Origin of the sequence: Atlantibacter subterraneus (genome assembly GCF_007570865.1) — a bacterium.
In the GTDB taxonomy this organism is placed as follows: domain Bacteria; phylum Pseudomonadota; class Gammaproteobacteria; order Enterobacterales; family Enterobacteriaceae; genus Atlantibacter; species Atlantibacter subterraneus.
This window is the reverse complement of sequence record NZ_VLPS01000011.1, coordinates 108,624-131,780: the sequence shown is the minus strand read 5'-3', so window position 1 is coordinate 131,780 and position 23,157 is coordinate 108,624. Positions and strand designations below refer to the sequence as shown.

Annotated in this window: 20 protein-coding genes; 7 read left to right on the top strand and 13 right to left on the bottom strand. The window is 53.5% G+C overall.

Going from position 1 to position 23,157, the window contains the following annotated elements; genetic code table 11:
• Window positions 1–86 precede the first annotated feature (86 nt).
• Window positions 87–1,460: an oxygen-independent coproporphyrinogen III oxidase gene (hemN, locus tag FND52_RS20805; RefSeq protein WP_144133066.1), complete on the top strand. Its 1,374-nt coding sequence runs from the start codon at window positions 87–89 to the stop codon at window positions 1,458–1,460.
• 36 nt (window positions 1,461–1,496) lie between these two features.
• Here the strand turns inward: hemN and FND52_RS20800 are convergent, their stop codons facing one another.
• The 4 genes from FND52_RS20800 to glnA all read right to left on the bottom strand — a co-directional run bounded on the left by FND52_RS20800 (window position 1,497) and on the right by glnA (window position 5,799).
• Window positions 1,497–1,619, bottom strand: a complete 123-nt coding sequence (locus tag FND52_RS20800; RefSeq protein ID WP_144133064.1) for a YshB family small membrane protein — start codon at window positions 1,617–1,619, stop codon at window positions 1,497–1,499.
• 111 nt (window positions 1,620–1,730) lie between these two features.
• Entirely contained in the window at window positions 1,731–3,140 is a 1,410-nt protein-coding gene (gene glnG / locus FND52_RS20795; protein ID WP_125295046.1) for a nitrogen regulation protein NR(I), read from the bottom strand.
• Window positions 3,141–3,196: 56 nt separating this feature from the next.
• Window positions 3,197–4,246, bottom strand: coding sequence for a nitrogen regulation protein NR(II) (gene glnL / locus FND52_RS20790; RefSeq protein WP_125295045.1), 1,050 nt, complete (start codon window positions 4,244–4,246; stop codon window positions 3,197–3,199).
• A 143-nt stretch (window positions 4,247–4,389) separates the two neighbouring features.
• Entirely contained in the window at window positions 4,390–5,799 is a 1,410-nt protein-coding gene (gene glnA, locus FND52_RS20785; protein ID WP_144133062.1) for a glutamate--ammonia ligase, read from the bottom strand.
• 368 nt (window positions 5,800–6,167) lie between these two features.
• On the opposite strand from glnA, the gene typA reads away from it, so the two are divergent.
• From typA to FND52_RS20770, 3 genes are all read left to right on the top strand, one after another.
• Window positions 6,168–7,991, top strand: a complete 1,824-nt coding sequence (gene typA / locus FND52_RS20780; protein WP_144133060.1) for a ribosome-dependent GTPase TypA — start codon at window positions 6,168–6,170, stop codon at window positions 7,989–7,991.
• A gap of 168 nt (window positions 7,992–8,159) precedes the next feature.
• On the top strand, window positions 8,160–8,459 hold the full coding sequence (locus FND52_RS20775; protein WP_167509387.1) for a tlde1 domain-containing protein: 300 nt from the start codon (window positions 8,160–8,162) through the stop codon (window positions 8,457–8,459).
• Between the two features lie 2 nt (window positions 8,460–8,461).
• Window positions 8,462–8,842: a tlde1 domain-containing protein gene (locus FND52_RS20770; RefSeq protein WP_280114077.1), complete on the top strand. Its 381-nt coding sequence runs from the start codon at window positions 8,462–8,464 to the stop codon at window positions 8,840–8,842.
• Between the two features lie 513 nt (window positions 8,843–9,355).
• Here the strand turns inward: FND52_RS20770 and ompL are convergent.
• The 9 genes from ompL to yihU form a co-directional block, all read right to left on the bottom strand.
• A complete protein-coding gene (gene ompL / locus FND52_RS20765; RefSeq protein WP_144133056.1) occupies window positions 9,356–10,042 on the bottom strand; it encodes a porin OmpL in 687 nt (228 codons plus the stop codon).
• A 79-nt stretch (window positions 10,043–10,121) separates the two neighbouring features.
• Window positions 10,122–11,546 carry an MFS transporter gene (locus FND52_RS20760; protein WP_144133054.1) on the bottom strand — a complete coding sequence of 475 codons (1,425 nt, stop codon included), beginning with the start codon at window positions 11,544–11,546 and terminating at the stop codon, window positions 10,122–10,124.
• 23 nt (window positions 11,547–11,569) lie between these two features.
• Complete coding sequence (locus tag FND52_RS20755) at window positions 11,570–12,946, bottom strand: MFS transporter (protein ID WP_125295040.1); 1,377 nt, start codon at window positions 12,944–12,946, stop codon at window positions 11,570–11,572.
• A gap of 29 nt (window positions 12,947–12,975) precedes the next feature.
• Window positions 12,976–13,863, bottom strand: a complete 888-nt coding sequence (locus FND52_RS20750; protein WP_144133052.1) for a sulfite exporter TauE/SafE family protein — start codon at window positions 13,861–13,863, stop codon at window positions 12,976–12,978.
• 46 nt (window positions 13,864–13,909) lie between these two features.
• Entirely contained in the window at window positions 13,910–15,946 is a 2,037-nt protein-coding gene (locus FND52_RS20745; protein ID WP_144133050.1) for an alpha-glucosidase, read from the bottom strand.
• Between the two features lie 27 nt (window positions 15,947–15,973).
• Entirely contained in the window at window positions 15,974–16,810 is an 837-nt protein-coding gene (locus FND52_RS20740) for an aldose-1-epimerase (protein ID WP_144133048.1), read from the bottom strand.
• A 28-nt stretch (window positions 16,811–16,838) separates the two neighbouring features.
• Window positions 16,839–18,080: a sulfoquinovose isomerase gene (gene yihS / locus FND52_RS20735; RefSeq protein WP_125295036.1), complete on the bottom strand. Its 1,242-nt coding sequence runs from the start codon at window positions 18,078–18,080 to the stop codon at window positions 16,839–16,841.
• A gap of 15 nt (window positions 18,081–18,095) precedes the next feature.
• Window positions 18,096–18,971, bottom strand: coding sequence for a sulfofructosephosphate aldolase (gene yihT, locus FND52_RS20730; RefSeq protein ID WP_125295035.1), 876 nt, complete (start codon window positions 18,969–18,971; stop codon window positions 18,096–18,098).
• A 26-nt stretch (window positions 18,972–18,997) separates the two neighbouring features.
• Complete coding sequence (yihU, locus tag FND52_RS20725) at window positions 18,998–19,882, bottom strand: sulfolactaldehyde 3-reductase (RefSeq protein WP_144133046.1); 885 nt, start codon at window positions 19,880–19,882, stop codon at window positions 18,998–19,000.
• Between the two features lie 153 nt (window positions 19,883–20,035).
• Between yihU and FND52_RS20720 the strand changes: the two genes are divergently transcribed.
• From FND52_RS20720 to FND52_RS20710, 3 genes are all read left to right on the top strand, one after another.
• Entirely contained in the window at window positions 20,036–20,932 is an 897-nt protein-coding gene (locus FND52_RS20720) for a sugar kinase (RefSeq protein WP_144133044.1), read from the top strand.
• 34 nt (window positions 20,933–20,966) lie between these two features.
• Window positions 20,967–21,773 carry a DeoR/GlpR family DNA-binding transcription regulator gene (locus tag FND52_RS20715; RefSeq protein ID WP_125295032.1) on the top strand — a complete coding sequence of 269 codons (807 nt, stop codon included), beginning with the start codon at window positions 20,967–20,969 and terminating at the stop codon, window positions 21,771–21,773.
• Window positions 21,774–22,001: 228 nt separating this feature from the next.
• Window positions 22,002–23,156 carry an iron-containing alcohol dehydrogenase gene (locus FND52_RS20710; RefSeq protein WP_144133042.1) on the top strand — a complete coding sequence of 385 codons (1,155 nt, stop codon included), beginning with the start codon at window positions 22,002–22,004 and terminating at the stop codon, window positions 23,154–23,156.
• Window position 23,157 lies beyond the last annotated feature (1 nt).

Genomic DNA, 23,157 nt, shown 5'->3' with positions numbered 1-23,157 from the left:
AAGCGGTTGCGCAACCGGCTCATCGCCCGTGGTGCTGGTGGGTCCGTTCAGCGTACCCGCCAAAGACATCATCGGAAGGAGTGAGCATGTCTGTGCAGTTGATCGACTGGGATCTGGCCCTTATCCAGAAATATAACTATTCCGGGCCGCGATATACCTCTTATCCTACCGCGCTTGAATTTTCCGACCAGTACGGTGAAAGCCAATTCCACCAGGCGGTGGCGCGCTATCCCGATCGTCCGCTGTCGCTGTATGTGCATATCCCGTTCTGCCATAAGCTCTGCTATTTCTGCGGCTGCAATAAAATTGTCACTCGCCAGCAGCATAAAGCCGATCAGTATCTGGATGCGCTGGAGCAGGAGATTATTCACCGCGCGCCGCTGTTTGCGGGCCGCACCGTTAAGCAACTGCACTGGGGCGGCGGCACGCCCACGTACCTGAACAAAGCGCAAATCAGCCGTCTGATGAATCTGCTGCGCGGCGCATTCAACTTCAGCAACGAAATGGAAATTTCCATCGAAGTTGACCCGCGTGAAATTGAGCTGGATGTGCTCGATCACCTGCGCGCCGAAGGTTTTAACCGTCTCAGCATGGGCGTGCAGGATTTCAACAAAGAAGTGCAGCGTCTGGTAAACCGCGAGCAGGATGAAGCGTTTATCTTCGCACTGCTGAACCACGCGCGGGAAATCGGCTTTACCTCGACCAACATCGACCTGATTTATGGCCTGCCAAAACAGACGCCGGAAAGCTTCGCTTATACGCTGCAACGAGTGGCGGAACTCAATCCGGATCGCCTGAGCGTGTTCAACTATGCGCACCTGCCGACGCTGTTTGCCGCCCAGCGTAAAATCAAAGAAGCCGATTTACCCACGGCCCAGCAGAAGCTGGATATTTTGCAGCAAACCATCGGATCGCTGATGCAGACCGGTTATCAGTTTATCGGCATGGACCACTTTGCCCGTCCGGATGACGAACTGGCGATCGCCCAGCGCGAAGGCGTGCTGCACCGCAATTTCCAGGGCTACACCACCCAGGGCGACACCGATTTACTCGGCCTTGGCGTGTCGGCGATCAGCATGATTGGCGACAGCTACGCGCAGAATTACAAAGAGCTGAAGCAGTATTATCAGTATGTTGATGAGCGCGGTGACGCTCTGTGGCGTGGCCTGGCACTCACCCACGACGACTGCATCCGCCGTGACGTTATCAAAGCGCTGATCTGTAACTTCCGTCTCGATTTTTCTGCGGTTGAGCAGCAGTGGCAGTTGGATTTCGCGGATTACTTTGCCGAGGATTTGAATCTGTTAGCGCCGCTGGCGAAAGATGGGCTGGTGGACATTGACGAGAAAGGCATCCAGGTGACGCCAAAAGGCCGGTTGTTAATCCGCAACATCTGCATGTGCTTTGACGTATATTTGCGCCAGAAGGCGCGGATGCAGCAGTTCTCACGCGTTATCTAAAACAATCCCCTCACCGGTCTGGTTGAGGGGATGGTCTCAGCTAAACAGCCCAAGCAGTGCCGCACAGAGTACAGCCGCAACGGCGGTGTGCGGCGTCTGGCTTGCCGCTGCGCCCACTTCTGCGCTGCTCGACACAAAATGAATTAATGATTCCAGCATGATTTTTCCCTCGCGTGAACGCGCGTGATCATACTGAAGTTGTTAATACAGTAAAGTACAAAATTGCAGCAGTTTGCGCTAAACGGTCCATATTTACACAGCGGTACAGCGCTACTCCATACCCAACTCTTTCAGCTTGCGCGTCAGGGTGTTGCGGCCCCAGCCTAACAGCCTCGCCGCTTCCTGTTTATGGCCCTGAGTATGGCGCAACGCCGTGGTTAACAGCGTGCGTTCCATTTCAGGTTGCGCTTCAGAAAGCAGGTTTTGATGACCGGAACGCAGCGCGCGATCCGCCCACTGTGCCAGCAGCGTCGCCCAGCTGTCCGGCAGTGTCTGGCTCGGGCTGTCAGGTACCGTGGTTTCGAACAGTTCCCCTGGCAAATCCTGAATCAACACTTCCTGGCCTGCCGCCATGACCGTCAGCCAACGGCAGGTGTTTTCAAGCTGGCGTACGTTGCCCGGCCAGGCGAGACGCGTCAGCGCCGCTTCGGTTTCCGGATGCAGCAGCTTGGCTTCTACGCCCAACTCCCGCGCGGCAACCTGAAGAAAGTGGCGCGCCAGGCGCGGAATATCTTCCCGGCGCTCGCGCAGCGGCGGCAAATGAACGCGGATTACGTTCAGGCGATGGAACAAATCCTCACGAAATTTGCCTTCCTGAACCCGTAACTCCAGATTCTGGTGGGTGGCGGCGATGATCCGCACGTCCACCTTCACCGGCGCATAGCCGCCGACGCGGTAAAACTGCCCGTCCGCCAGCACGCGCAATAAACGGGTCTGAACGTCCAGCGGCATATCGCCGATTTCATCAAGAAACAGCGTGCCGCCGTCGGCCTGCTCAAACCGCCCCTGGCGAATTTGATTCGCGCCGGTAAACGCGCCTTTCTCATGGCCAAACAGCTCAGACTCAATCAGGTCTTTGGGGATAGCCGCCATATTCAGCGCGATAAACGGTGATTTAGCGCGCGGGCTATGGCGATGCAGCGCGTGGGCTACCAGCTCTTTACCGGTGCCCGATTCGCCGTTGATCAGCACGCTGATCGATGAACGCGACAATCGGCCAATAATGCGGAACACGTCCTGCATCGCCGGGGCTTCGCCGATAATATCGGTGGTGGGGCCGCTGACCGGCGCATTGCGCGGCTGCTGCTGTTCCTGATAGTGGCTAATCGCGCGTTCAACCAGCGCCACCGCTTCGTCGATATCAAACGGTTTAGGAAGATAATCAAACGCGCCCTGTTGATAGGCGCTCACGGCGGCATCCAGGTCGGAATGCGCGGTCATGATGATAACCGGGAGCATCGGATGGCGCTGTTTGATTTGCTTAAGCAACGCCAGCCCATCCATGCCCGGCATACGGATATCCGATAACAGCACGTCCGGGGTTTTGGTGGTCAACGCATCGAGCACCTCGTTCCCGCTTTCAAATGTCGTGCAGTGCAATCCGGCGCCGGTGAGCGCTCGCTCCAGCACCCAGCGGATGGAGCTATCGTCATCAACGATCCAGACTATCCCTCGTTGCATAAACACCTCGATATACGCGTTATCGTTCAGTCCAGCCAACCTGAACGACTCGGCGGCTATTTTCTAATGGGAAGGTACACCGAAAATTCGGTATGACCCGGCCAACTGGTAAATTCGATTTTTCCCGAATGCTGGTCGATAAGATTGCGGGCGATAGACAGCCCCAATCCGGTGCCGCCTTCGCGGCCACTGACCATCGGGTAAAACAGCGTGTCCTGCAAATGGGCCGGAATACCCGGGCCGTTGTCTTCCACGTCAATACGCGCCGCCAGCCGGTAGCGCACGCCGTGCAGCGTCAGCTGGAATGCGGTGCGGGTGCGCAGCGTGATTTCGCCACCGTCGCTCCCCAGAGCCTGTAGCGCGTTGCGCACAATATTCAGCAGCACCTGTTCGATTTGATCGGGATCGTGCGCCAGTTCCGGCAGGCTGGGGTCGTAATCACGGATGAGCGTGACGTTCTCTGGCAGCTCCATCGACACCAGTTTCACCACGCGCTCCGCCACTTTATGGATGCTTTCCGTCACGTGCATCCCGGGCTGTTGCGGGCCAAGCAGCCTGTCGACCAGATTACGCAGCCGGTCGGCTTGCTCGATAATGACTTTGGTGTACTCCGTCAGCGACGGATCGGGTAGCGCTTTACTCAACAATTGCGCAGCGCCGCGCAAACCGCCGAGCGGATTTTTAATTTCATGCGCCAGGCCGCGCACTAAATCGCGCGCGGCGATCTGCTGCGCGTGCTGCAACTGCTCCTGGCTTAAGCGGCGCTGATTATCCATCGGGGCCATTTCCAGCAGGATCAGCGTATCCGGCAAGCGCTGGGCGGTCAGGGAAAGAATGTGCGAACGCCCGTCGATCACCAGCGTCACTTCGTTATCGGTAAATCCCTGGCCCGCGTTGAGGCTCTCCTGCATCAGCGCGATATTGAGCGAAAAATAGCTCAGCAGTTCCGGCAACGGCGTGCCGTACAGTTTGCGCGAGCTTTGGGCGAGCAGCTGCTGGGCGGCAGGGTTGGCGTAATGGACCGCCAGCTCGTCATCCACCAGCAAAATGCTGTTAATCAAAGAATTGAGGATCTGCCCAGCATCGGGCAGCATGCCTGTTGCCATTTAGCAGTCTCCGGAAAGTTGCACCAATTTAGTGCAGTATAGCGTTAGACGGGCAAAAAGCCTCTAAAATCAGCTTATTGGTGGAGAAAAAAGCCCATCCGGAGATGGGCTAAAATTCCACGGCAACATTAACAACTACAAAATTAAACGCTGTAGTACAGCTCAAACTCTACCGGGTGCGGGGTCATGCGCACGCGGTCATCTTCTTCACGACGCAGGGCGATGTAGGCATCGATAGCTTCGTCAGTGAATACGCCGCCAGCAGTCAGGAACTCGCGGTCCAGATCCAGCTCGTTCAGTGCTTCTTCCAGAGAGCCTGCAACCTGCGGGATTTCTTTCGCTTCTTCCGGCGGCAGGTCATACAGGTTTTTATCCATGGCTTCGCCCGGATGGATTTTGTTCTTGATACCGTCAAGGCCAGCCATCAGCAGCGCGGCGAAGCACAGGTACGGGTTAGCCGCCGGGTCCGGGAAACGCACTTCGATACGACGCGCTTTCGGAGATGCGACCACCGGAATACGGATGGAGGCAGAACGGTTACGGGCAGAGTAAGCCAGCATAACCGGCGCTTCGTAACCCGGGACCAGACGTTTGTAGGAGTTGGTGGTCGGGTTAGACAGGGCGTTGATCGCTTTAGCGTGTTTGATTACGCCGCCGATGTAGTACAGCGCCTGCTCAGACAGACCCGCGTATTTGTCGCCAGAGAACAGGTTGGTACCGTTCTTGGACAGAGACATATGGCAGTGCATACCGGAGCCGTTATCGCCGAACATCGGTTTTGGCATAAAAGTCGCAGTTTTGCCGAAGCGGTGCGCCACGTTGTGCACCACATATTTGTAGATCTGAATTTCGTCTGCTTTTTTGGTCATGGTGTTGAAGCGGGTAGCCACTTCGTTCTGACCAGCCGTCGCCACTTCGTGGTGGTGAGCTTCAACTACCAGGCCCATTTCTTCCATGGTCAGACACATAACAGAACGGATGTCCTGTGCAGAGTCGACTGGCGGAACCGGGAAATAACCGCCTTTCACGCCCGGACGGTGGCCTTTGTTGCCGCCTTCGTATTTGGTAGAGGAGTTCCACGCGCCTTCGATATCGTCGATAGCTACGTGAGAGCCGGAAATGGAGCTACCGAAACGGATGTCATCAAACAGGAAGAATTCCGGCTCTGGCCCGAACAGCACGGTATCCGCGATACCGGTGGAGCGCAGGTACTCTTCAGCGCGCTTGGCGATAGAACGCGGGTCGCGGTCGTAACCCTGCATGGTGCCCGGCTCAAGGATATCGCAACGGATGATCAGGGTCGGTTCTTCGTAGAACGGGTCCAGCACAGCGGTGGAGGCGTCAGGCATCAGCACCATGTCAGATTCGTTGATGCCTTTCCAGCCACCAATCGAGGAGCCATCAAACATTTTGCCTTCTTCGAAGAAGTCAGCATTTACCTGATGGGAAGGGATTGTGACGTGCTGCTCTTTACCTTTGGTATCAGTGAAGCGCAGATCAACAAACTTCACTTCATGTTCATTCAGCATCGTCAGAATGTGTTCGGCGGACATACTTACTCTCCCGGATTGGTCATCGTCGTCGTGGAATTGCACTGCTCAACAGTTGGTGTTTTCACCCTGATTTAGATAAAGCGAAATCTGTGCCAACTTTCAAATTACCCTAAAAAGGCGCTATTATGCGCACCATAGTGCAAAAGGGCTGCACCAGGATGGATATCTTGCACCAATATAGTGCTCATATGTGAATAATGAGCACCGTATTGGTGCAATTTTCGTTGGGCGCTCTCTTTTTTGCTTCGTGAAACCGATCACAATCCCTTACTGTTCATATTGTTTGTAAAGGTTCTTTGTGATCCTGTTTAGTCCTTCGATTAATACGTGTACAATAACGCGCTATTTCTAATGCCTGAGGCAAAGTTGTGATCGAAAATCTGCGTAACATCGCCATCATTGCGCACGTTGACCATGGGAAAACGACCCTGGTTGACAAGCTGCTGCAGCAATCCGGTACGTTCAGCGAACGTGCTGAGACCACAGAACGTGTGATGGACTCCAACGATTTGGAGAAAGAGCGTGGGATTACCATCCTCGCTAAAAACACCGCTATCAAATGGAATGACTACCGTATCAACATCGTTGATACCCCAGGGCACGCCGACTTCGGTGGAGAAGTTGAACGTGTTATGTCCATGGTGGACTCAGTACTGCTGGTTGTGGATGCAATGGATGGCCCAATGCCGCAGACCCGCTTTGTAACCAAAAAAGCGTTTGCCCACGGTTTGAAGCCGATTGTTGTTATCAACAAAGTTGACCGTCCTGGCGCGCGTCCGGACTGGGTTGTCGACCAGGTATTCGACCTGTTCGTAAACCTCGACGCGACTGACGAGCAGCTGGACTTCCCGATTATTTATGCTTCTGCGCTGATGGGTATCGCAGGCAACGAACACACCGACATGGCGGAAGATATGACCCCGCTGTATCAGGCGATTGTTGACCACGTACCGGCACCGAACGTTGACCTCGACGGTCCGTTCCAGATGCAGATCTCCCAGCTCGATTACAACAACTACGTTGGCGTTATCGGCATCGGTCGCATCAAGCGCGGTAAAGTGAAGCCTAACCAGCAGATCACCCTGATCGATAGCGAAGGCAAAACCCGTAACGGTAAAGTCGGTAAAGTACTGACCCACCTCGGCCTGGAGCGTATTGAATCCACCGAAGCGGAAGCAGGCGATATCATCGCGATCACCGGTCTGGGCGAGCTGAACATCTCCGATACGCTGTGCGATCCGCAAAATGTGGAAGCGCTGCCGGCCCTGTCTGTTGACGAGCCGACCGTAACCATGTTCTTCAACGTCAACACCTCGCCGTTCTGCGGTAAAGAAGGGAAGTTCGTGACCTCTCGTCAGATCCTTGAGCGTCTGAACAAAGAGCTGGTGCACAACGTGGCGCTGCGCGTTGAAGAAACCGAAGACTCCGATGCGTTCCGCGTATCCGGTCGTGGCGAACTGCACCTGTCGGTGCTGATCGAAAACATGCGTCGTGAAGGCTTCGAACTGGCGGTGTCCCGTCCGAAAGTTATCAACCGCGTGATTGATGGCCGCATGCAGGAACCGTTCGAAAACGTTACCCTGGATATCGAAGAGCAGCACCAGGGCGCTGTAATGCAAGCCATGGGCGAGCGTAAAGGCGACGTGAAAGACATGATCCCTGACGGCAAAGGTCGTATTCGTCTGGATTACCTGATCCCGGCGCGTGGCCTGATCGGCTTCCGTACCGAGTTCATGACCATGACTTCCGGTACCGGTCTGCTGTACTCCACCTTCAGCCACTATGACGACGTGCGTCCGGGCGAAATCGGCCAGCGTAACAATGGCGTGCTGATCTCTAACGGCCAGGGCAAAGCGGTTGCGTTTGCGCTGTTCGGTTTACAGGACCGCGGCAAGCTGTTCCTGGGTCACGGTGCGGAAGTATACGAAGGCCAGATCATCGGTATTCACAGCCGTTCTAACGACCTGACCGTTAACTGCCTGACCGGTAAGAAACTGACCAACATGCGCGCGTCCGGTACCGACGAAGCCACGGTTCTGGTTCCGCCGATCAAAATGTCTCTGGAACAGGCGCTTGAGTTTATCGATGATGACGAACTGGTCGAAGTGACCCCGACGTCCATCCGTATCCGTAAACGTCATCTGACTGAAAACGATCGTCGTCGCGCCGCTCGCGGTTCGAAAGAAGACTAAGATTGTTTGAGTGATGCGAAAAAGCCGCTGAATTTCAGCGGCTTTTTTATTTGGATGCCAATGAATTAAATTTTTTCCTATTTATTGTTTTTTTGAAAGTACCATCAAATAAAATAGCAAAAACACTATAAATTAAACTCTCCTATTCGAGGAATGGTGGGGTTGATTATGATTTACTGTTATTTAAATCTTCGAGATGTTTCAGCTGAAAATAACCTCAAGCTAATTTGTGTGGGCGTAGGCAATTTCGACGTTTTTACAGGGCTTGGGGAGCTAAAAAATAATGCAAATTATTATATGGAAAAGAATGGTCCTATACCACTAGGCATATACTGGATAGTTGATCGCCCAACTGGCGGATTTGGCAGTTGGTTAAAAAAAAAGAAAAAGAATTCCGGACAGGAAATGTTTATGATGATTGGTTTGCGTTATTTAAAGATGATGGTTCAATTAATGATCAAACAATAGTTGTGTTCAAATCCTTTTTAGGTTGTGGAGATCAAGAGAAAATTAATGATATACATGCTTTCATAACATACAGTTCACCTCTGAGTAATTATGATTATTTAAATAGAACTGATGCCACGTACATGAGAAATGCCAGATGGGGATCTCAAAAATGGAGGGAAACAAGTACGTGTGATCTTTCACATGCGTATGACATACGTTCAAGGTCGGCTTTTAGGCTACATCCTTTGCGGCCCGATGGTACAGGTGTTTCTGATGGTTGTATCACTTTTTGTAGACGTGAAGAATTCTATAGATTAAGAAGAGCTTTATCATATACTCACAAAATGTTAATACCGGGTACCTCGATAGAGGCCTATGGTAAAATAACGGTTGGATTATAGAATGATGAACATAATAAATTATTTCTTATTGTTTATGATATCGATAATAATATCTATTATTTTTTGTGCTTTTTTGTATAAAAATAACTATAGTATTACATGGTTAGTTTTGATTTTTTATATGATAATTAGTTTTTTAATTTATGTTGTTATACTGGGTATCTGTGCTTCACAAAACTGGATATCTATTATAGGAGGAGGGGTCTATTTCACGGTATTTGCAGTTATTCCTTTAAAGATTGGCACATATGAACACATCGATGCATTTCTTATGTGTAATACATCAGCTCAAAGTAGTTTATGTGGAGACTCTATTGAAGTTATACTTTACCTGGTAGTTGCGACACTTATCGCAACAACTATAACCTGGGTGACAAATGAAATTACGTACTATTACTATAAAAAATTTCATCTTCAAGTGAGTTAAAGTGAAATTGATGATTTTTTAAAAGTGGTACTGTTGGTCATTTCACTAAATGACCCGGGATGATATTAACAATCCCGGGCTTTTTTTTAAAACGAATACCGCAACCCTACCCGTATACGGTACTGCTCCTTGTTATACGCATTCCACCGGTCCAGCCACTGCAATTCCAGATACGGCAACCAATGTTGGTCGACTTTGTATCGAAATCCATTAGTAATTTCCCAGTGATGGTCTTTACCATTTTTGCTGTGGTAGTCGTTTACACGCTGAAAAAAATGGGGTTCAAAGATCCAGGTGAACTGGTCGGTGACTTTAAAATTCCAGTAGTTGGCAAACTCGTGGGTATCATTTTTATTCATATCGCCGTTAAGGTCAGGGGTATCATAATTATTGTGGTTATAACGGTAGCGAAAGGTCAGATTAAACCACGGAGTAAATTTGTAATTGGTATCTAAATAAACTGCGCCGCCGGAACCATCCTTGTTGTCATTAATTAATCCGCCAGGTTGAAAGGTTAATTTATCAGTGGGCCTGAAAAGTGGATACCAGCCTTCGATTTCATTATAGCTGTGCTTAATTTCATCCCATCTGCCGATGTTATAGGCATTTGTTGCCATAATGCCTGCACCCATATCAAAGTTATAACCTGCCCTGAGAATGACCTCGTGCAGATCGGAAGCGGTGTTATAGGCTTCACGGGTTTCTACATAGGCTCCGGCAAAAACCGGGCTGGAAACGGACAACACCAACGCTGCTGTGAGAAGTTTTTTCATTATTTTTTCCATGTATCAAGTACAGAAAAGCCGCCCTTGTGCGAGGCACGAAGGCAACGTATTACGGCCAGGTTTTTAGTTATAAAGTGACGGCTGACGCTTTATTTTCTTTCTTCATTTCAGGTTCAGGGGAAAAATGTTTTTTGCGTTTTCCAAGTTCCTCAATAATAAAAGCGAAACGTTGTTCATTAAGTTTATAAAACAGCCCCATGGTTACTGCGGCGATAATCGCCAGACTGCAGGGCCAGAGAAAAATAAGCTGACGCAAACCCAACAGCGTTGCCTCGCTCTGGGCGATATGCGGGATATAGCCGATCTGGGTCAACATAATGCCCGGCAGGAATCCAGCCAGCGCGGCGGAAATTTTTCGCGAAAAGGTATAACCGGTATAAACCGAACCTTCGGCGCGAATACCGGTTTTCCATTCGCCGTATTCCACCGTATCCGGTACCAGCGCCCAGTTAAGGCTATTCACAAAGGCGGTGCCGAAGAATGCCATGCAGGAAAACAACACAAACATCAGCGAACTGCTGCCCCAGCAAAAGTTCAACACATCGCCTACTGCCCAGAGGATTAACCCACCCAGGTAGACCTGCTTCTTGCCGAAGCGTTTAACCACAGTAGGGACTAACAGCACCCCCACCAGGATGCAGCCCATACTGAAAAATCCCATCCATGACAGCAGGTGGATATCGTTGAGTACGTACTGGGTGTAATAAACCTGAATCGCCAGCTTAATGTTAAAAGCCGCCAGCGTGCACAGATTCGCAATACACAGCACCAACAGCGGGGGGTTACGGAAGATCGCGCAAAACGATTTTAAAATGCTCGGCTTATGATGAGCTGGCATGACCTCCACATAGCGCTCTTTAACGCCGCTGTAGCACCACCAGATGCAGCAAAGCCCACCAGTAACAAACAGCATGGCCGCCATCAGATAACCTAATGATGAACTGGCGTTAAACATCGCCTGAATCGGCATAAACCCAACGGTGCAAATCAATAAACCGACCGTTGCACCTCCCTGACGCCAGGCGGCGAGCTGGGCGCGTTCATTGGGGTTTTTGGTAATGGCAGGCACCATTGCGCCGTAGGAACAATTCATCAGGCTGTAGAACAGGCCGAACAGCATAAACAGCACCGTTGCCACGGCGGTTTTTACCGGTAGCTCAAAACCGTTAGTCATAAACTGCGCTGTGGCCACCAGTGCAACCGGGATTGAAGCATACAGAATAAAGGGCCTGAATTTTCCCTTCGGGCCGATAGTGCGACGCGAGTCCAGCAGCACGCCGGTTAGCATATCGGTGAACGCGGTAAAGAACTTCGCCACCAGAAATATCACGCCGCCGTAAAACGCGGGCAGGCCCAGCTCATCGGTATAAAACTTTAAAAGATACAGCGTACCGATGGACAACATCAGGTTTGAGCCGACATCGCCCATTCCATAGGCGCATTTCTCTCGCAGGCTCAGTTTGAGGGTTAACGGATCAGGGCTGGTGTTCATGTCGATCCTCGTTACAGTCGTTTTCACGCCGGACGCTTACGCATCTCGATCTCTTCTACAATGCGGATATACAGCTTCTCATTGAGGTTATAGAAGCATCCCATCGCCACAATCGTGACCACGGCAAGCGCGGCGGGCCAAATAAAAATCAGTTCCCGCAAGCCCTCAACCGTACCGGCAGATTGCACCACGTTAGGCACATAACCGATTTGTGTCAGCATCCAGCCGGGGAAGAAACCCGCCAGCGCCTGGGAGACTTTTCTGAAGAAGGTAAAACCGGTATAGACCGTGCCTTCAGAACGCACGCCGGTGCGCCACTCGCCGTATTCGACCGTGTCGGAAACCAGTGCCCAGTTGAGGCTGTTAACGAAGGCGGAGCCAAAGAACGCCAGGCAGGAAAACGCGACAAAGCTGACTGAACCACCGCCCAGGGTGTAGTTGAGCAGATCGCCAGCGACCCAAATGAGCAGGCCGCCGATATATACCTTTTTCTTACCAAAGCGGCGCACGGCGGCAGGCATCAGCAAGACGCCAAAGAAGATGCAGCCCATACTGAAAAACCCCATGTATGACAATAAAATCGGGTCATTCAGCACGTACTGGGTGTAGTAAACCTGAATGGCGAGTTTGACGTTAAACGCGCCGAGGGTACACAGGTTGGCGATGCAGAGAATAAACAGCGGGCGGTTCCCGGCAATGGCGCGAAACGACTGCAGTAAACCGGGTTTATGCGCAGGGTTAGCGGGTTGCGGGTCGATATACCGCTCCTGAACGCCTGCATAGCAGCGCCACATACAGAACAGCCCGCAAACAGAAAACAGCGTGGCGGCAAAGATATAGCCGAGCTGAGGATTCCCCTCGACCAGATTCATCACCGGGATAAAACCCACCGTACATAACAGCAAGCCCAGCGTTGCGCCACCCTGACGCCAGGCTGCCAGAGAAGCCCGCTCATCGGGGTTTTTGGTGATAGCGGGTACCATTGCGCCATAGGAGCAGTTCATCATGCTGAAGAACAGGCCATAAAGCATGAACAGTGCCGTCGCCATCACGGTTTTCCCGGTCACTTCAAACGGCGTGCCGACAAAGTTGGCGATAGCCAGTAAGGTCACAGGGAAGGCGGCGTACAGCACGAAGGGGCGAAATTTCCCTTTCGGGCCGATATTGCGCCGCGAGTCGAGCATGATACCCGTTCCCATATCGGTAAAGGCGGTAAAAAATTTGGAAATTAAAAAGATAATCCCGCCATAGGTGCCCGGCAGGCCCAAAATATCGGTATAAAACTTCAATAAATAAAGTGTGCCGATATCCAGCAAGATATTCGAACCTAAATCGCCCATGCCATAGGCGATCTTTTCTTTCAGCGACAGGCGCAATTTTTCCGGACTTACCTGACCCATAGACCTTCTCCATTGGCTTAATAAGCAGATTAGTGGGTGATCTTTTCCGCCTCGCAGGCTTCACGAATAGCGGCGACTTTTTTACCGAATAACAATTGCAATACGATCAGCAGTCCAAATACGGGTATTAATGCGGCGGCTGGCGATATTCCTGTTGCGCCTTTAATCAACATCGCGCCGGAGGCGATTAATAATAAAAAGACGATAATTCGGAAGACTTTTACTGAGATACGCTTATGCACATACTGACCCACCAACGAACCCAATATCATGGTCGGGATGCAGAACATCACCAGCTTAACGGTTGAAACGGTCAAAATACCGCTGGTGGCGAGGCCGCCGATAATCGCGATGTTATTGGCGGTAAAGAACGCATTCAGCGTGCCGCGGAACGCCGCCGGACCAAGATTTCTCAGCATGCCGTAGATCACTACCGGCGGCCCGTTAGTGGAAAACGCCGATCCCAATGCCCCGGCAATAGCGCCCATCGGCATGGCGATCCAGGGTTTGTCGTAGACCGGCAGGCGAGGAATAAACAGACTGTAAAAGGAATACAGGATCAGAAACGCGCCTAACCCCGTTTTCATAATATGGTCTGGCAAATAGGCCAGCGCATAGAGCCCGACAGGAATACCGGCAAACGAAAACAGAATTAAAACGATGGCAGATTTCCAGTCGGTCTCTTTGCGTGAAAGCCAGGTTGCATATAATGCGGTTGCCGTACCGACAATGACCGACATCGGTGCCGCCATTTTTAACGGCAGTAATAAGGTAATTAATGGCATCGTCGTTAATGCGCCGCCAAAACCGGCGCATATGCCAACAAAGGTATATAAAAACATAATTGCAATGACGATCAGCATGGCGGCGGTATCCAGCTGGATGCCGTCAGGCGTAAACAGGGTAAAAAAATCCATAATCGTTCCTTGAGCTATTTATTATTGCTGCACAATGACCATTGCCTCAGAGACGTTGCAGCGTCTGGAATAATTGCGCCCATTGACTCTCTGCGCGATAAAACACCGGCGGCTTGCCGAGCGGGGCATCAACGGTCACTTCGCCGCCGCGATGCGACTTGCCTGTCCAGACGTTTATCCAGTTATCTTCCGGCAGGTAGAGCGTCCAGTCGCTGCGCCCTTCTTCATACACCGGGGCCACCAGCAGATCGCGGCCAAACAGATACTGGTATTTCAACGTGTAGGTATGCGCATCGTCCTCATAGTGCAGGAACAGTGGGCGCATCACCGGCAGGCCCGATTTTGCATTCTGCGCCACCGCATCTTTGATATACGGCTTCAGAGTGGTAAAGACGGTAGTCATGCGGGCGAAGTGGGCGATAGTTTCGGCATCACTGTCGAACTGCCAGTTATCCCCCGGACGGTTGCCCTCATGGGTGCGCATCATTGGGGTGAATGCGCTGAAATCGCACCAGCGCAGCAGCAGCTCTTTACTGCGCTTCATCTCAAACAGGGTGGTGTAGCCGCCGATATCGCTGTGGTGCAAACCGTGGCCGCTCATCCCCAGCGACAGCGCCGCCGGGATCACCGAGGCCGGGCCGTCATCCAGGCTCCAGTCGACGTTCTGATCGCCCGCCCACATCATCAGGGCGTATTTCTGGCTACCTGAATAACCGGCGCGCATAAAGAACAGGATTTCGCCGAGTTTGCCGGTTTCCTCCAACGCTTCGTAATTGCACTTTGCCCACAGGGCAGGCCAGGCGTTATGCATGATTTCCGCGCTCACGCCGTTGTGCAGTACCGTGTCGGTGGGAAGATATTCGCCAAAATCCGCCATCCAGCCGCCGCAGCCGAGCGCAATCAGGTTTTGTTTAATCACGCCTTTGTACCAGTCCCAGGCTGCGGGGTTGGTTAAATCGATAACCCCCGCGTAAAACTCGCCGAACTCAACGTGATAGTCCTTGCCATTAACGTCTTTGGTGAGATATCCGCGTTTTGCCGCCTCTTCGCACAAATCGCGATCGCTGGCGACATACGGATTGATATAGGTGAGGAACTGCACGCCTTCGCGCTTCCACTGCGGGATGCGTTGATCAAGCTGCGGATACAGTTCGCTGCTCCACTTCCAGTTCCACATCACACGCTTGCCAAACGAGGTCATGCGGATGCCGGACCAGTCCTGCGCCCAGATGCCGTTAACCTTGACGCCGCCGTTGCGCATCGCGTCGAGCTTTTTCTGGCAAACCTCGGTCCCGCCCTGGATACCGAGCGTCACGCCATCGTAAACCCAGTCCGGGAGTTCTGGCTGGCGGCCAAGCAGACCGGTGAGTTTTTCAAGCAGATCAATATAAGTAGGCGCGCATTCGAAACGCAGCGTGGCGTTATCTTCCCAGAATGCCAGTTCGTGAAACTCCGGCGCGCTGAAGTCGAAATTCATATAACAGCTGTTGTCGACGTGGCAGTAATACTTCTGGGTGCTGACAAACGTTGGCTGCGGGAAGAAGGTCCAGTAATAGTCGCCGCCCGCATTTTCTTTGCAGTCGGCAAGCCAGGTGACATACGTCTGTTTATTGCGTCCCACACCCTGTTCGCTGGTCCACAGCGGGAAGGGTTTACCGCGCAGATCGAAATAAGAGAACTGTTCGCCGCAGCCGTAAATATGGTCCTCGGGCTGCGCGGCCAGCCGGAGCCAGATACGGTTATGGCTGGGCGCGTCGTTTTTCAATTCGAGCAGCAAACGCTGGTGGCTGTCGATACCGATATGCAGCGTTGCGCTGACAGCGTCGCCGCGCGTAAAGCGGATCGCCCAGCCTTGCGGCTGTGCAACGACCGTCGCCTGGTTAAGCGCCACTTTTTCGTTCAGCTTGTCTTTAATGCTGAAGTTGCCGCGGAACATCTCGATATCCGCTTCGCCCGCGCCAACCCATAAACACGGAGATTGCGAGCTGTGACGTAAAATAAGCCGTGAGTGGTATGCAAGCGTAAAACCGTCGTCAGACGTAATAAGCTCAATACCCTTAATGTCGGTGCGTTGTGATTTCATTATTGCCTCTGGTGTAGGGTAAGTCGGTTATTCGCCGCCAAGGGTGAAGCTGAACCGGTGCGACTCTCCCGGTGCCAGCAAAACCACGTCCAGGCCGGAATTAAACGCATCCGGCGGGCAGCTCATGGGTTCAGCAGCCAGCCCTTTACGGTTTAACTTGTCGGCGGTATAGATTTGCAGCCACGGTTGAGCGGAACGTAGCCAGACGGCCAACCGCTGTTGTTGGCTGACCAGCCGGACTTCCCATTCGGCACCCGTGGTTTTGAAGGTGTGATCGATTTGCGCAGGGCCGATTTTTCGAGATTTCCGGTAATCCAGTGCTGGCGGCACGTCAGCCGTTAGCGGAAGCGTTAACTCACAGCTATCGGTGCTTGCCAGGTTGCAGGTTAAGTAGGGATGTACCCCTGCGCCGTAAGGCGCAGCGGTATCCCCGGGATTGGTGGTTGTGATGCAGGCGGATAGTCCGGTCTCTGCGTCCAGCTGGTAGCGGATTTCCGTCATCAGCATGAAGGGGTAGCCATAATGCGGCGGTAAAAATACGCTCAGCGTGACGGCGGTTTCCGAGCAGTCACAAATTTGCCAGTCGCGCCAGGCCAGCAGGCCGTGGATAGCGGATTGTGACGCGCGATCGTTAATCGCCAGCTGGTATTCCACGCCGTCGTACCGGTAGCAGCCGTTGGCGATGCGGTTAGGCCAGGGAACCAGCACTTTCCCTAAATGCGCTAACGGCATGTCGTCCGGATGGTGGGGGATCACCAGGTGACGCCCCCGGCGCGTTAGTTCAGCAATCCCCGCGCCGACGGTTACGATCTTTGCCTGATACTCGCCGGCGTTCAGTACCAGCGTTTTGCCGCTTTTTTGCATGATGGCTTCCCTCAATCACGTGGCCGAGCTATTTTGCGTTCACATCCAGCAAACCGGCGGCGACGGCGGGAGCCAGCCCCGGGGCAAGCGGCAGACGAGGGATCACCAGGCAATGCAGCAGATGGTAAATATCCTGCTTGCCGTCCCAGACTTTGGTGGTCACCTGGTTATTGGTATCCAGTTCCTGCCACCATGACCCATTTTCGTAGTCCATCAGGTATTTGATGCAGTAGTCCCACCATGTCTGGTACCAGGTTTCGTACTGCGCATCACCGGTTACGGTGTACAGCGCATAGGCGGTGCCCATCGCTTCAACAATCGGCCAGCGTACCCGTTCGCGAACAATAGGCTTGCCGTCCCAGTCGACGGTATACACGATGCCATCCGCGCCATCGGGAGCCCAGGCGTCACGGATGGTGGCGTGGAACAGCCCTTTGGCGTCTTCCAGCAGCCACTCCGGCGGGGTTTCAAAGCGCGCTTCCAGCGCGGCGCGCAGATGCAACATTAAACGGCCCCATTCGATCCAGTGACCAGGCGTGCCGCCGTAGGCACGGAAGCGGTGAGCCGGGTTTTCTTTGTTGTAGTCGCGGATCGGGTTCCAGTTAGCGTCAAAGTGTTCATTAACGCGATAGTCACCCTTACGCGCCACGTCATGAATAATCACCGAGGCCACCCGTAGCGCGCGGTCAAGCCATTTGCGATCGTGGGTTACGTCATAGACGATAAGAAACGCTTCCACGGCGTGCATATTGGCGTTGCCGCCACGGTAATTTTCCGTCTCGGTGAAAGCCTCATCCCAGGACTCAAGGCACATTTGCTCCTTTTCGCTCCAGAAATATTTCTCGATCACCTCGATAGCGTCATCCAGTAATGGGCGCGCCGCAGGATGGCCGGTGGTCACCGCGCTGGCGGCTCCCAATAGCACGAAGAAATGCTGGTAGCCCTGTTTGGACGCGTCGACCACGCCGTTGTCATTAACGCAGGCATACCACCCGCCATGCTGCTTATCGCGCAGCGCGCCATTGAGCGCATTGATGCCATGTTCAACCAGCGGATACGCGCCAGGGCGGCCCATTGAGGCGGCAACGGAGTAGACGTGCAGCATACGGGCGGTGATCCACAGATGCGTGCCCATATCGGGTTTCACCTGGCCGTTATTGCCCAGCCAGCCGAAGCCGGTCGGTACGGCAGCGTTTTTGCCAAAATCGAAAATGCGGTCAGTTTCTTGTTCCAGCCAGCGGTTGTGGCTCAGGGTGTTAAACCATTTCATTGCTCTGTCCTTTTCTCAGCGTTTCGCCATCATTTCGTCAACAATCTCGCCCAGGCGTTGCAGTTTCGGCGCGCAGACGTCCCGGAACATCAATTCACTGTCCGGCAAGCCGACCACGGACGACCAGACGGCGCGGCCTGCCAGAAAACCGGATGCGCCAGCCTCCATGGCCGTTCTGACCGCGCGTGGGAACAGTTTTTCATCCACCCCGGAAGAGAGAATGACCCAGGGCATATTGATACAGTCATGAAGTCGCTGAGATGCGCTCAGCAGGGCCTGCTGCGAACCTTTGCCGAACAGCGGCATTTCCACTTTGTAGAGATCGGCACCGCAGTCGCCCAGCTCTTTTGCGGCATCGATAATCGCCTGCTCGCGGTTGAAGCTGTCGCCGCGGCGGGGAGGGCGCACTACCGGCTCGATAATGCTCAGCAAACCCTCGGCATGGCAGCGCTGATTAAAGGTTTTCACCATTTCCAGACGCTGCTGCGGATCTTCGTCGCTGCGCCACAGCACCAGCAGTTTCAGCGCTTTTGCACCGTCACGTTTCACCGCTTGCGGATCGACATGCTGATCGATGATCACGCTATCAACCGGAATACCGTTGCCCGGGATAAACGCATCTGCCGCGACGATCGTCGCGCAGTTTTTAGCAACCGCCTTTTGCTCCACAATCTGGCGATAGCAAAACTGCTGATCGACCAGGATCGCCGATGCCCAGGGGGACAGGATTTTGGCTGCGTTAACTTTAAAATCTGTTAATACGCTGTCGGCCACAGGAAGCGAGGCACCCGCAGCGGCGAACATTAAGCGCATTGCTTCACGCTGGTCGACCGCCAGCATGGCGAAGCCGCCGGAAGGTCGGGCGATATCCTTAAGGGTGTAGTGACTCATAGTGATTCCTTATTGAAACGTTAACGTCAGTGAGAAAGGCCGGCGCTGGCGCGCACCTGCTCTAAAATGGCGGTCCAGTCCTGGCGCCCACGCCCGGCGGCGCGCGCCTGGTTGTAAACCTCGCGCGACGCCGCGCCGAGCGGCATCGGAACATGCAGTTGATTGGCCACATCCAGCGCAATGCCCAGATCCTTATGGGCGAGGTCGATCATGAAGGCCGGAGAAAGATCCCCTTTCAGCACTTTGTTTGGCCAGGACGTCGTGAAATGGCCTTTACCGGCTGGCGTACCGTTCATGACTTGCAAGGCGATATCGAAAGAGAGACCCAGCGCTTCGCACAGCACAGCGGCTTCGGCAGAGAGCGCATTGAGCGCGATGCTCATATAGTTGTTGATCAGTTTGACGCGGATACCCATGCCCGGGCCGCCTGCGTTAATCAGCTCGTTACCCATTGCCATGAGTACCGGCCTGGCGCGTTCAACCTGCTGCGCCGTGCCGCCTGCCAGTAGCAGCAGCATCCCGGCAACGGCGTGATCGGAGGTGCGTCCAACGGGAACATCCATCATGCTGAAGCCGCGTTCTGCCATATCGCTAATCAACCTGTCGGTTTGCAGTGGATGGATAGTGGACATATCAATCACCAGCGCATTCTTTGCCAGGCTTTCGCAAATGCCATGCTCGCCAAACAGTACCGCGCGTACCAGATCGCCGTTGGGCAGCATGGTGATCACAAATTCCGCGCCTTCAGCCGCATGGGCTGGCGTCATTGCGGCTTGTGCGCCCTGAGCCGCCAGGGCTTGTACGGCGTCCTGATTGATATCGAATACCCTGAGCTGGTGGCCCTGCCGTAACAGATTGCTTGCCATTGGCGCGCCCATCTGTCCCAGCCCGATAAATCCTATGACTGACATGGTTCTCTCCTGTCTTATTTTGTCATTTACTGAGCATTTATGTCTTTAAATTGATCGTATTTGTAATTTATGGTCAAAAAATTGACAGCCGTCACTTTTTAAACAATTCGTGAAATTAAAATAGCGTCATCAAAAAACGCGAAAGGAATGACCATGACTCGTATTGCTTGTGTGGGGATCGCCGTGCTGGACCGTATCTGGTATCTCAATGATTTACCGAAAGAAGGTGGGAAGTATGTGGCGGGAGACTATAAAGAAGTTGGCGGTGGGCCAGCTGCCACGGCTGCCGTTGCGGCGGCAAAACTGGGCGCTGAAGTCGACTTTATTGGCCGGGTCGGGGATGACGACACGGGCAACCGTTTACTGGCGGAATTACAGGCGTATGGTGTCAATACGCGGTATACGCGGATCGTGAAAGGCGCGCGTTCGTCGCAGTCCGCCGTGCTGGTGGATGCGGCGGGGGAACGGATTATCGCCAACTATCCCAGCCCCGATTTACCCGCTTGCGCAGACTGGATGGCCGATATCGATTTTAGCCAGTGGGACGCAGTACTGGCGGATGTCCGCTGGCATCACGGAGCAAAACAGGCGTTTACCCTGGCGCGCGCCAACGGCGTCACCACGGTACTTGATGCCGACGTCACTCCACAGGATATTGCTGAACTGGTCGCGCTGAGCGATCATGCCGCGTTTTCTGCGCCCGGCTTAGTGCGTCTCACCGGTGTTACGGATGCGCCAGCTGCACTAAAACAAGCAAAAACGCTCACAAATGGTCATGTGTATGTTACTCAGGGGGCGCAGGGCTGTTTGTGGCTGGAAAATTCACGGCTGCGCCACTTACCTGCTTTTCATGTCGATGTTATCGATACCACCGGCGCAGGGGATGTGTTCCACGGCGCACTGGCGGTAAGCCTGGCGCAAAAAACCGAAACCGCAGAGGCGATCCGCTTCGCCAGCGCAGTAGCGGCACTGAAATGTACCCGCCCTGGTGGCCGCGCCGGGATCCCTGACTGTGATCAAACCCGCTCTTTTCTGTCACTTTATGTATAAAATGCGGGGCGAGATGTTTTTCCAGGGACAACCTATGAGCCTGACTGAGCTAACCGGTAACCCGCGTCACGATCAGTTATTAACGCTGATTGCCGATCGCGGTTATATGAACATTGATGAACTGGCGCAACTGCTGGATGTATCAACGCAAACGGTGCGTCGCGATATCCGTAAACTGAGCGATCAGGGATTAATCACGCGCCATCACGGCGGCGCAGGGCGGGCATCCAGCGTGGTCAATACGGCGTTTGAACAGCGCGAGGTCTCTCTGACGGATGAAAAGCGGGCGATAGCGGAAGCTATCGCCGACTACATTCCCGACGGCTCGACCATTTTTATTACCATTGGCACCACGGTGGAGCATGTGGCGCGCGCGCTGTTGAATCATAATCACCTGCGTATTATCACCAACAGCCTGCGCGTAGCGCATATTTTGTATAAAAATCCGCGTTTTGAGGTAATGATGCCGGGTGGCTCAATCCGCGCGCATAACGGTGGGATTATTGGCCCGCATGCGGTGGCGTTTGTGTCTGAATTCCGCGCGGATTATTTGATCACCAGCGTCGGGGCCATTGATGCCGATGGCACGCTGCTGGAGTTTGATGTAAACGAAGCCAGCGTGGCAAAAGGAATGATGGCCCATGCGCGCCATATCCTTCTGGCAGCCGATCACACCAAATACCATGCGTCAGCTGCCGTCAGCATCGGTAATCTCAGCCAGGCGTCGGCGCTGTTTACCGATGAGACGCCGCCTGTGGCGATGAACCAACTGGCTCACACTCATCAGGTGGAAATTATTGAGGTTACGCCCGCTTCGCTGGCCGAGAATGCCAATCTTTAAACTTCCCAGCCAATAAACAGGCGTTAAGCCGTGATAACGCCTGCCTTCTACCCTCACGCCGCTAAACTTATGGCCTATTCCTAAAACGCCACTGAACGTCCGCATTACAGAAAAAAATGTGATTCCGCTCATTGTTCAGACAAAACAGGTTGTGTCTCGAACAAAAAGCGCCCCATAATAATCACATATCCGAACATGGTCCGTATATACGAACAAAAGGAATAAATAATGGCCGATTTCATTTTCAATAACCCGGTAAAGCTGCACGTTGGTCCTGGCAAATTTGGCCAGCTCGGCAACGTTGCCCAGCAGTACGGTAAAAAAGCGCTGCTGGTGGTCTCTGACAGCACCAAGCCTACCGGGCAACTGGCGCGCGCTCAGGAAGCGTTAACTGCCGCAGGTATGACCTACGCGGTGTATGACGAGTTTATGCAGAACCCGCTGTCCACCCTGGTTGAAGCGGGCGCGAGCCTGGCCCGGCAGGAAAACTGCGATCTGGTGATCGGCATTGGCGGCGGCAGCGCCATGGATATGGCGAAAGGCATCGCGTTTTGCGCGCTGAACGAAGGCAGCATCTGGGATTATGTATTCGGTAAAAAACAGGCGCAGCATGCCCTGCCGATTATCCTGGTGCCGACTACCGCAGGTACGGGCAGTGAAGCTAACCGCACCGCGGTATTCACTAACCCGGAAACCCACGACAAAAAAGGCCTGGTTAACCCGCTGATTTACCCGGTGGCGTCCATCGTCGATCCGGAATTGATGCTCACTCTGCCGAAACGCGTGATTGCCGGACCGGGCGCGGACGTGCTGTTCCACGCGCTGGAATCCTATATTTCCCGCAATGCGCATCCGTTCAGCGAAATGCTGTCCCTTCGCGCCATCACGCTGCTGGCGAAAAACCTGCCGCGCGTTTATGCCGACGTGACCGATCTGGCGGCATGGGAACAGGTAACCTTTGCCAGCACCCTGGCCGGTATGGCGATTGACTGCGCGGGCACCACGTTGCCGCACGCGTTACAGCACCCGATGGGCGGCCTGCTGGATGTGGTTCACGCCGAAGGAATTGCTGCCGTGTATCCGGCCTTTATGGAATACACCTGGTCGGCCGCGCCGGAAAAATTTGCTGCTATCGCGGCGGCAATGGGAGTGGATACCCGTGATATGAACACCGAAGAAGCGGCGTACAGCAGCGTCAAAGCGGTCACTGACTTCCTGAAATCCGTGAATATGCTGCCATCGCTGACCGAGCTGGGCGTCAAGGAAGAGCACTTCGACTGGATCATCAATAACGTGCAGACCACCATGAAAGTGGTGATGGAAAATAACCCGCGCGTGCCGGATACCCAGACCTTGCGCGATATTTTGCAGCGCAGCCTGTAAT

What these genes read in the sequence shown, in the direction of transcription:
- FND52_RS20720 (WP_144133044.1), top strand. Translation starts at nt 20,036, where the DNA reads ATGACTCGTATTGCTTGTGTGGGGATCGCCGTGCTGGACCGTATCTGG.
- FND52_RS20745 (WP_144133050.1), bottom strand. Translation starts at nt 15,946, where the DNA reads ATGAAATCACAACGCACCGACATTAAGGGTATTGAGCTTATTACGTCT.
- FND52_RS20740 (WP_144133048.1), bottom strand. Translation starts at nt 16,810, where the DNA reads ATGCAAAAAAGCGGCAAAACGCTGGTACTGAACGCCGGCGAGTATCAG.
- ompL (WP_144133056.1), bottom strand. Translation starts at nt 10,042, where the DNA reads ATGAAAAAACTTCTCACAGCAGCGTTGGTGTTGTCCGTTTCCAGCCCG.
- hemN (WP_144133066.1), top strand. Translation starts at nt 87, where the DNA reads ATGTCTGTGCAGTTGATCGACTGGGATCTGGCCCTTATCCAGAAATAT.
- FND52_RS20715 (WP_125295032.1), top strand. Translation starts at nt 20,967, where the DNA reads ATGAGCCTGACTGAGCTAACCGGTAACCCGCGTCACGATCAGTTATTA.
- FND52_RS20800 (WP_144133064.1), bottom strand. Translation starts at nt 1,619, where the DNA reads ATGCTGGAATCATTAATTCATTTTGTGTCGAGCAGCGCAGAAGTGGGC.
- yihS (WP_125295036.1), bottom strand. Translation starts at nt 18,080, where the DNA reads ATGAAATGGTTTAACACCCTGAGCCACAACCGCTGGCTGGAACAAGAA.
- glnL (WP_125295045.1), bottom strand. Translation starts at nt 4,246, where the DNA reads ATGGCAACAGGCATGCTGCCCGATGCTGGGCAGATCCTCAATTCTTTG.
- glnA (WP_144133062.1), bottom strand. Translation starts at nt 5,799, where the DNA reads ATGTCCGCCGAACACATTCTGACGATGCTGAATGAACATGAAGTGAAG.
- FND52_RS20760 (WP_144133054.1), bottom strand. Translation starts at nt 11,546, where the DNA reads ATGAACACCAGCCCTGATCCGTTAACCCTCAAACTGAGCCTGCGAGAG.
- FND52_RS20775 (WP_167509387.1), top strand. Translation starts at nt 8,160, where the DNA reads ATGATTTACTGTTATTTAAATCTTCGAGATGTTTCAGCTGAAAATAAC.
- FND52_RS20750 (WP_144133052.1), bottom strand. Translation starts at nt 13,863, where the DNA reads ATGGATTTTTTTACCCTGTTTACGCCTGACGGCATCCAGCTGGATACC.
- yihU (WP_144133046.1), bottom strand. Translation starts at nt 19,882, where the DNA reads ATGTCAGTCATAGGATTTATCGGGCTGGGACAGATGGGCGCGCCAATG.
- yihT (WP_125295035.1), bottom strand. Translation starts at nt 18,971, where the DNA reads ATGAGTCACTACACCCTTAAGGATATCGCCCGACCTTCCGGCGGCTTC.
- glnG (WP_125295046.1), bottom strand. Translation starts at nt 3,140, where the DNA reads ATGCAACGAGGGATAGTCTGGATCGTTGATGACGATAGCTCCATCCGC.
- FND52_RS20755 (WP_125295040.1), bottom strand. Translation starts at nt 12,946, where the DNA reads ATGGGTCAGGTAAGTCCGGAAAAATTGCGCCTGTCGCTGAAAGAAAAG.
- FND52_RS20710 (WP_144133042.1), top strand. Translation starts at nt 22,002, where the DNA reads ATGGCCGATTTCATTTTCAATAACCCGGTAAAGCTGCACGTTGGTCCT.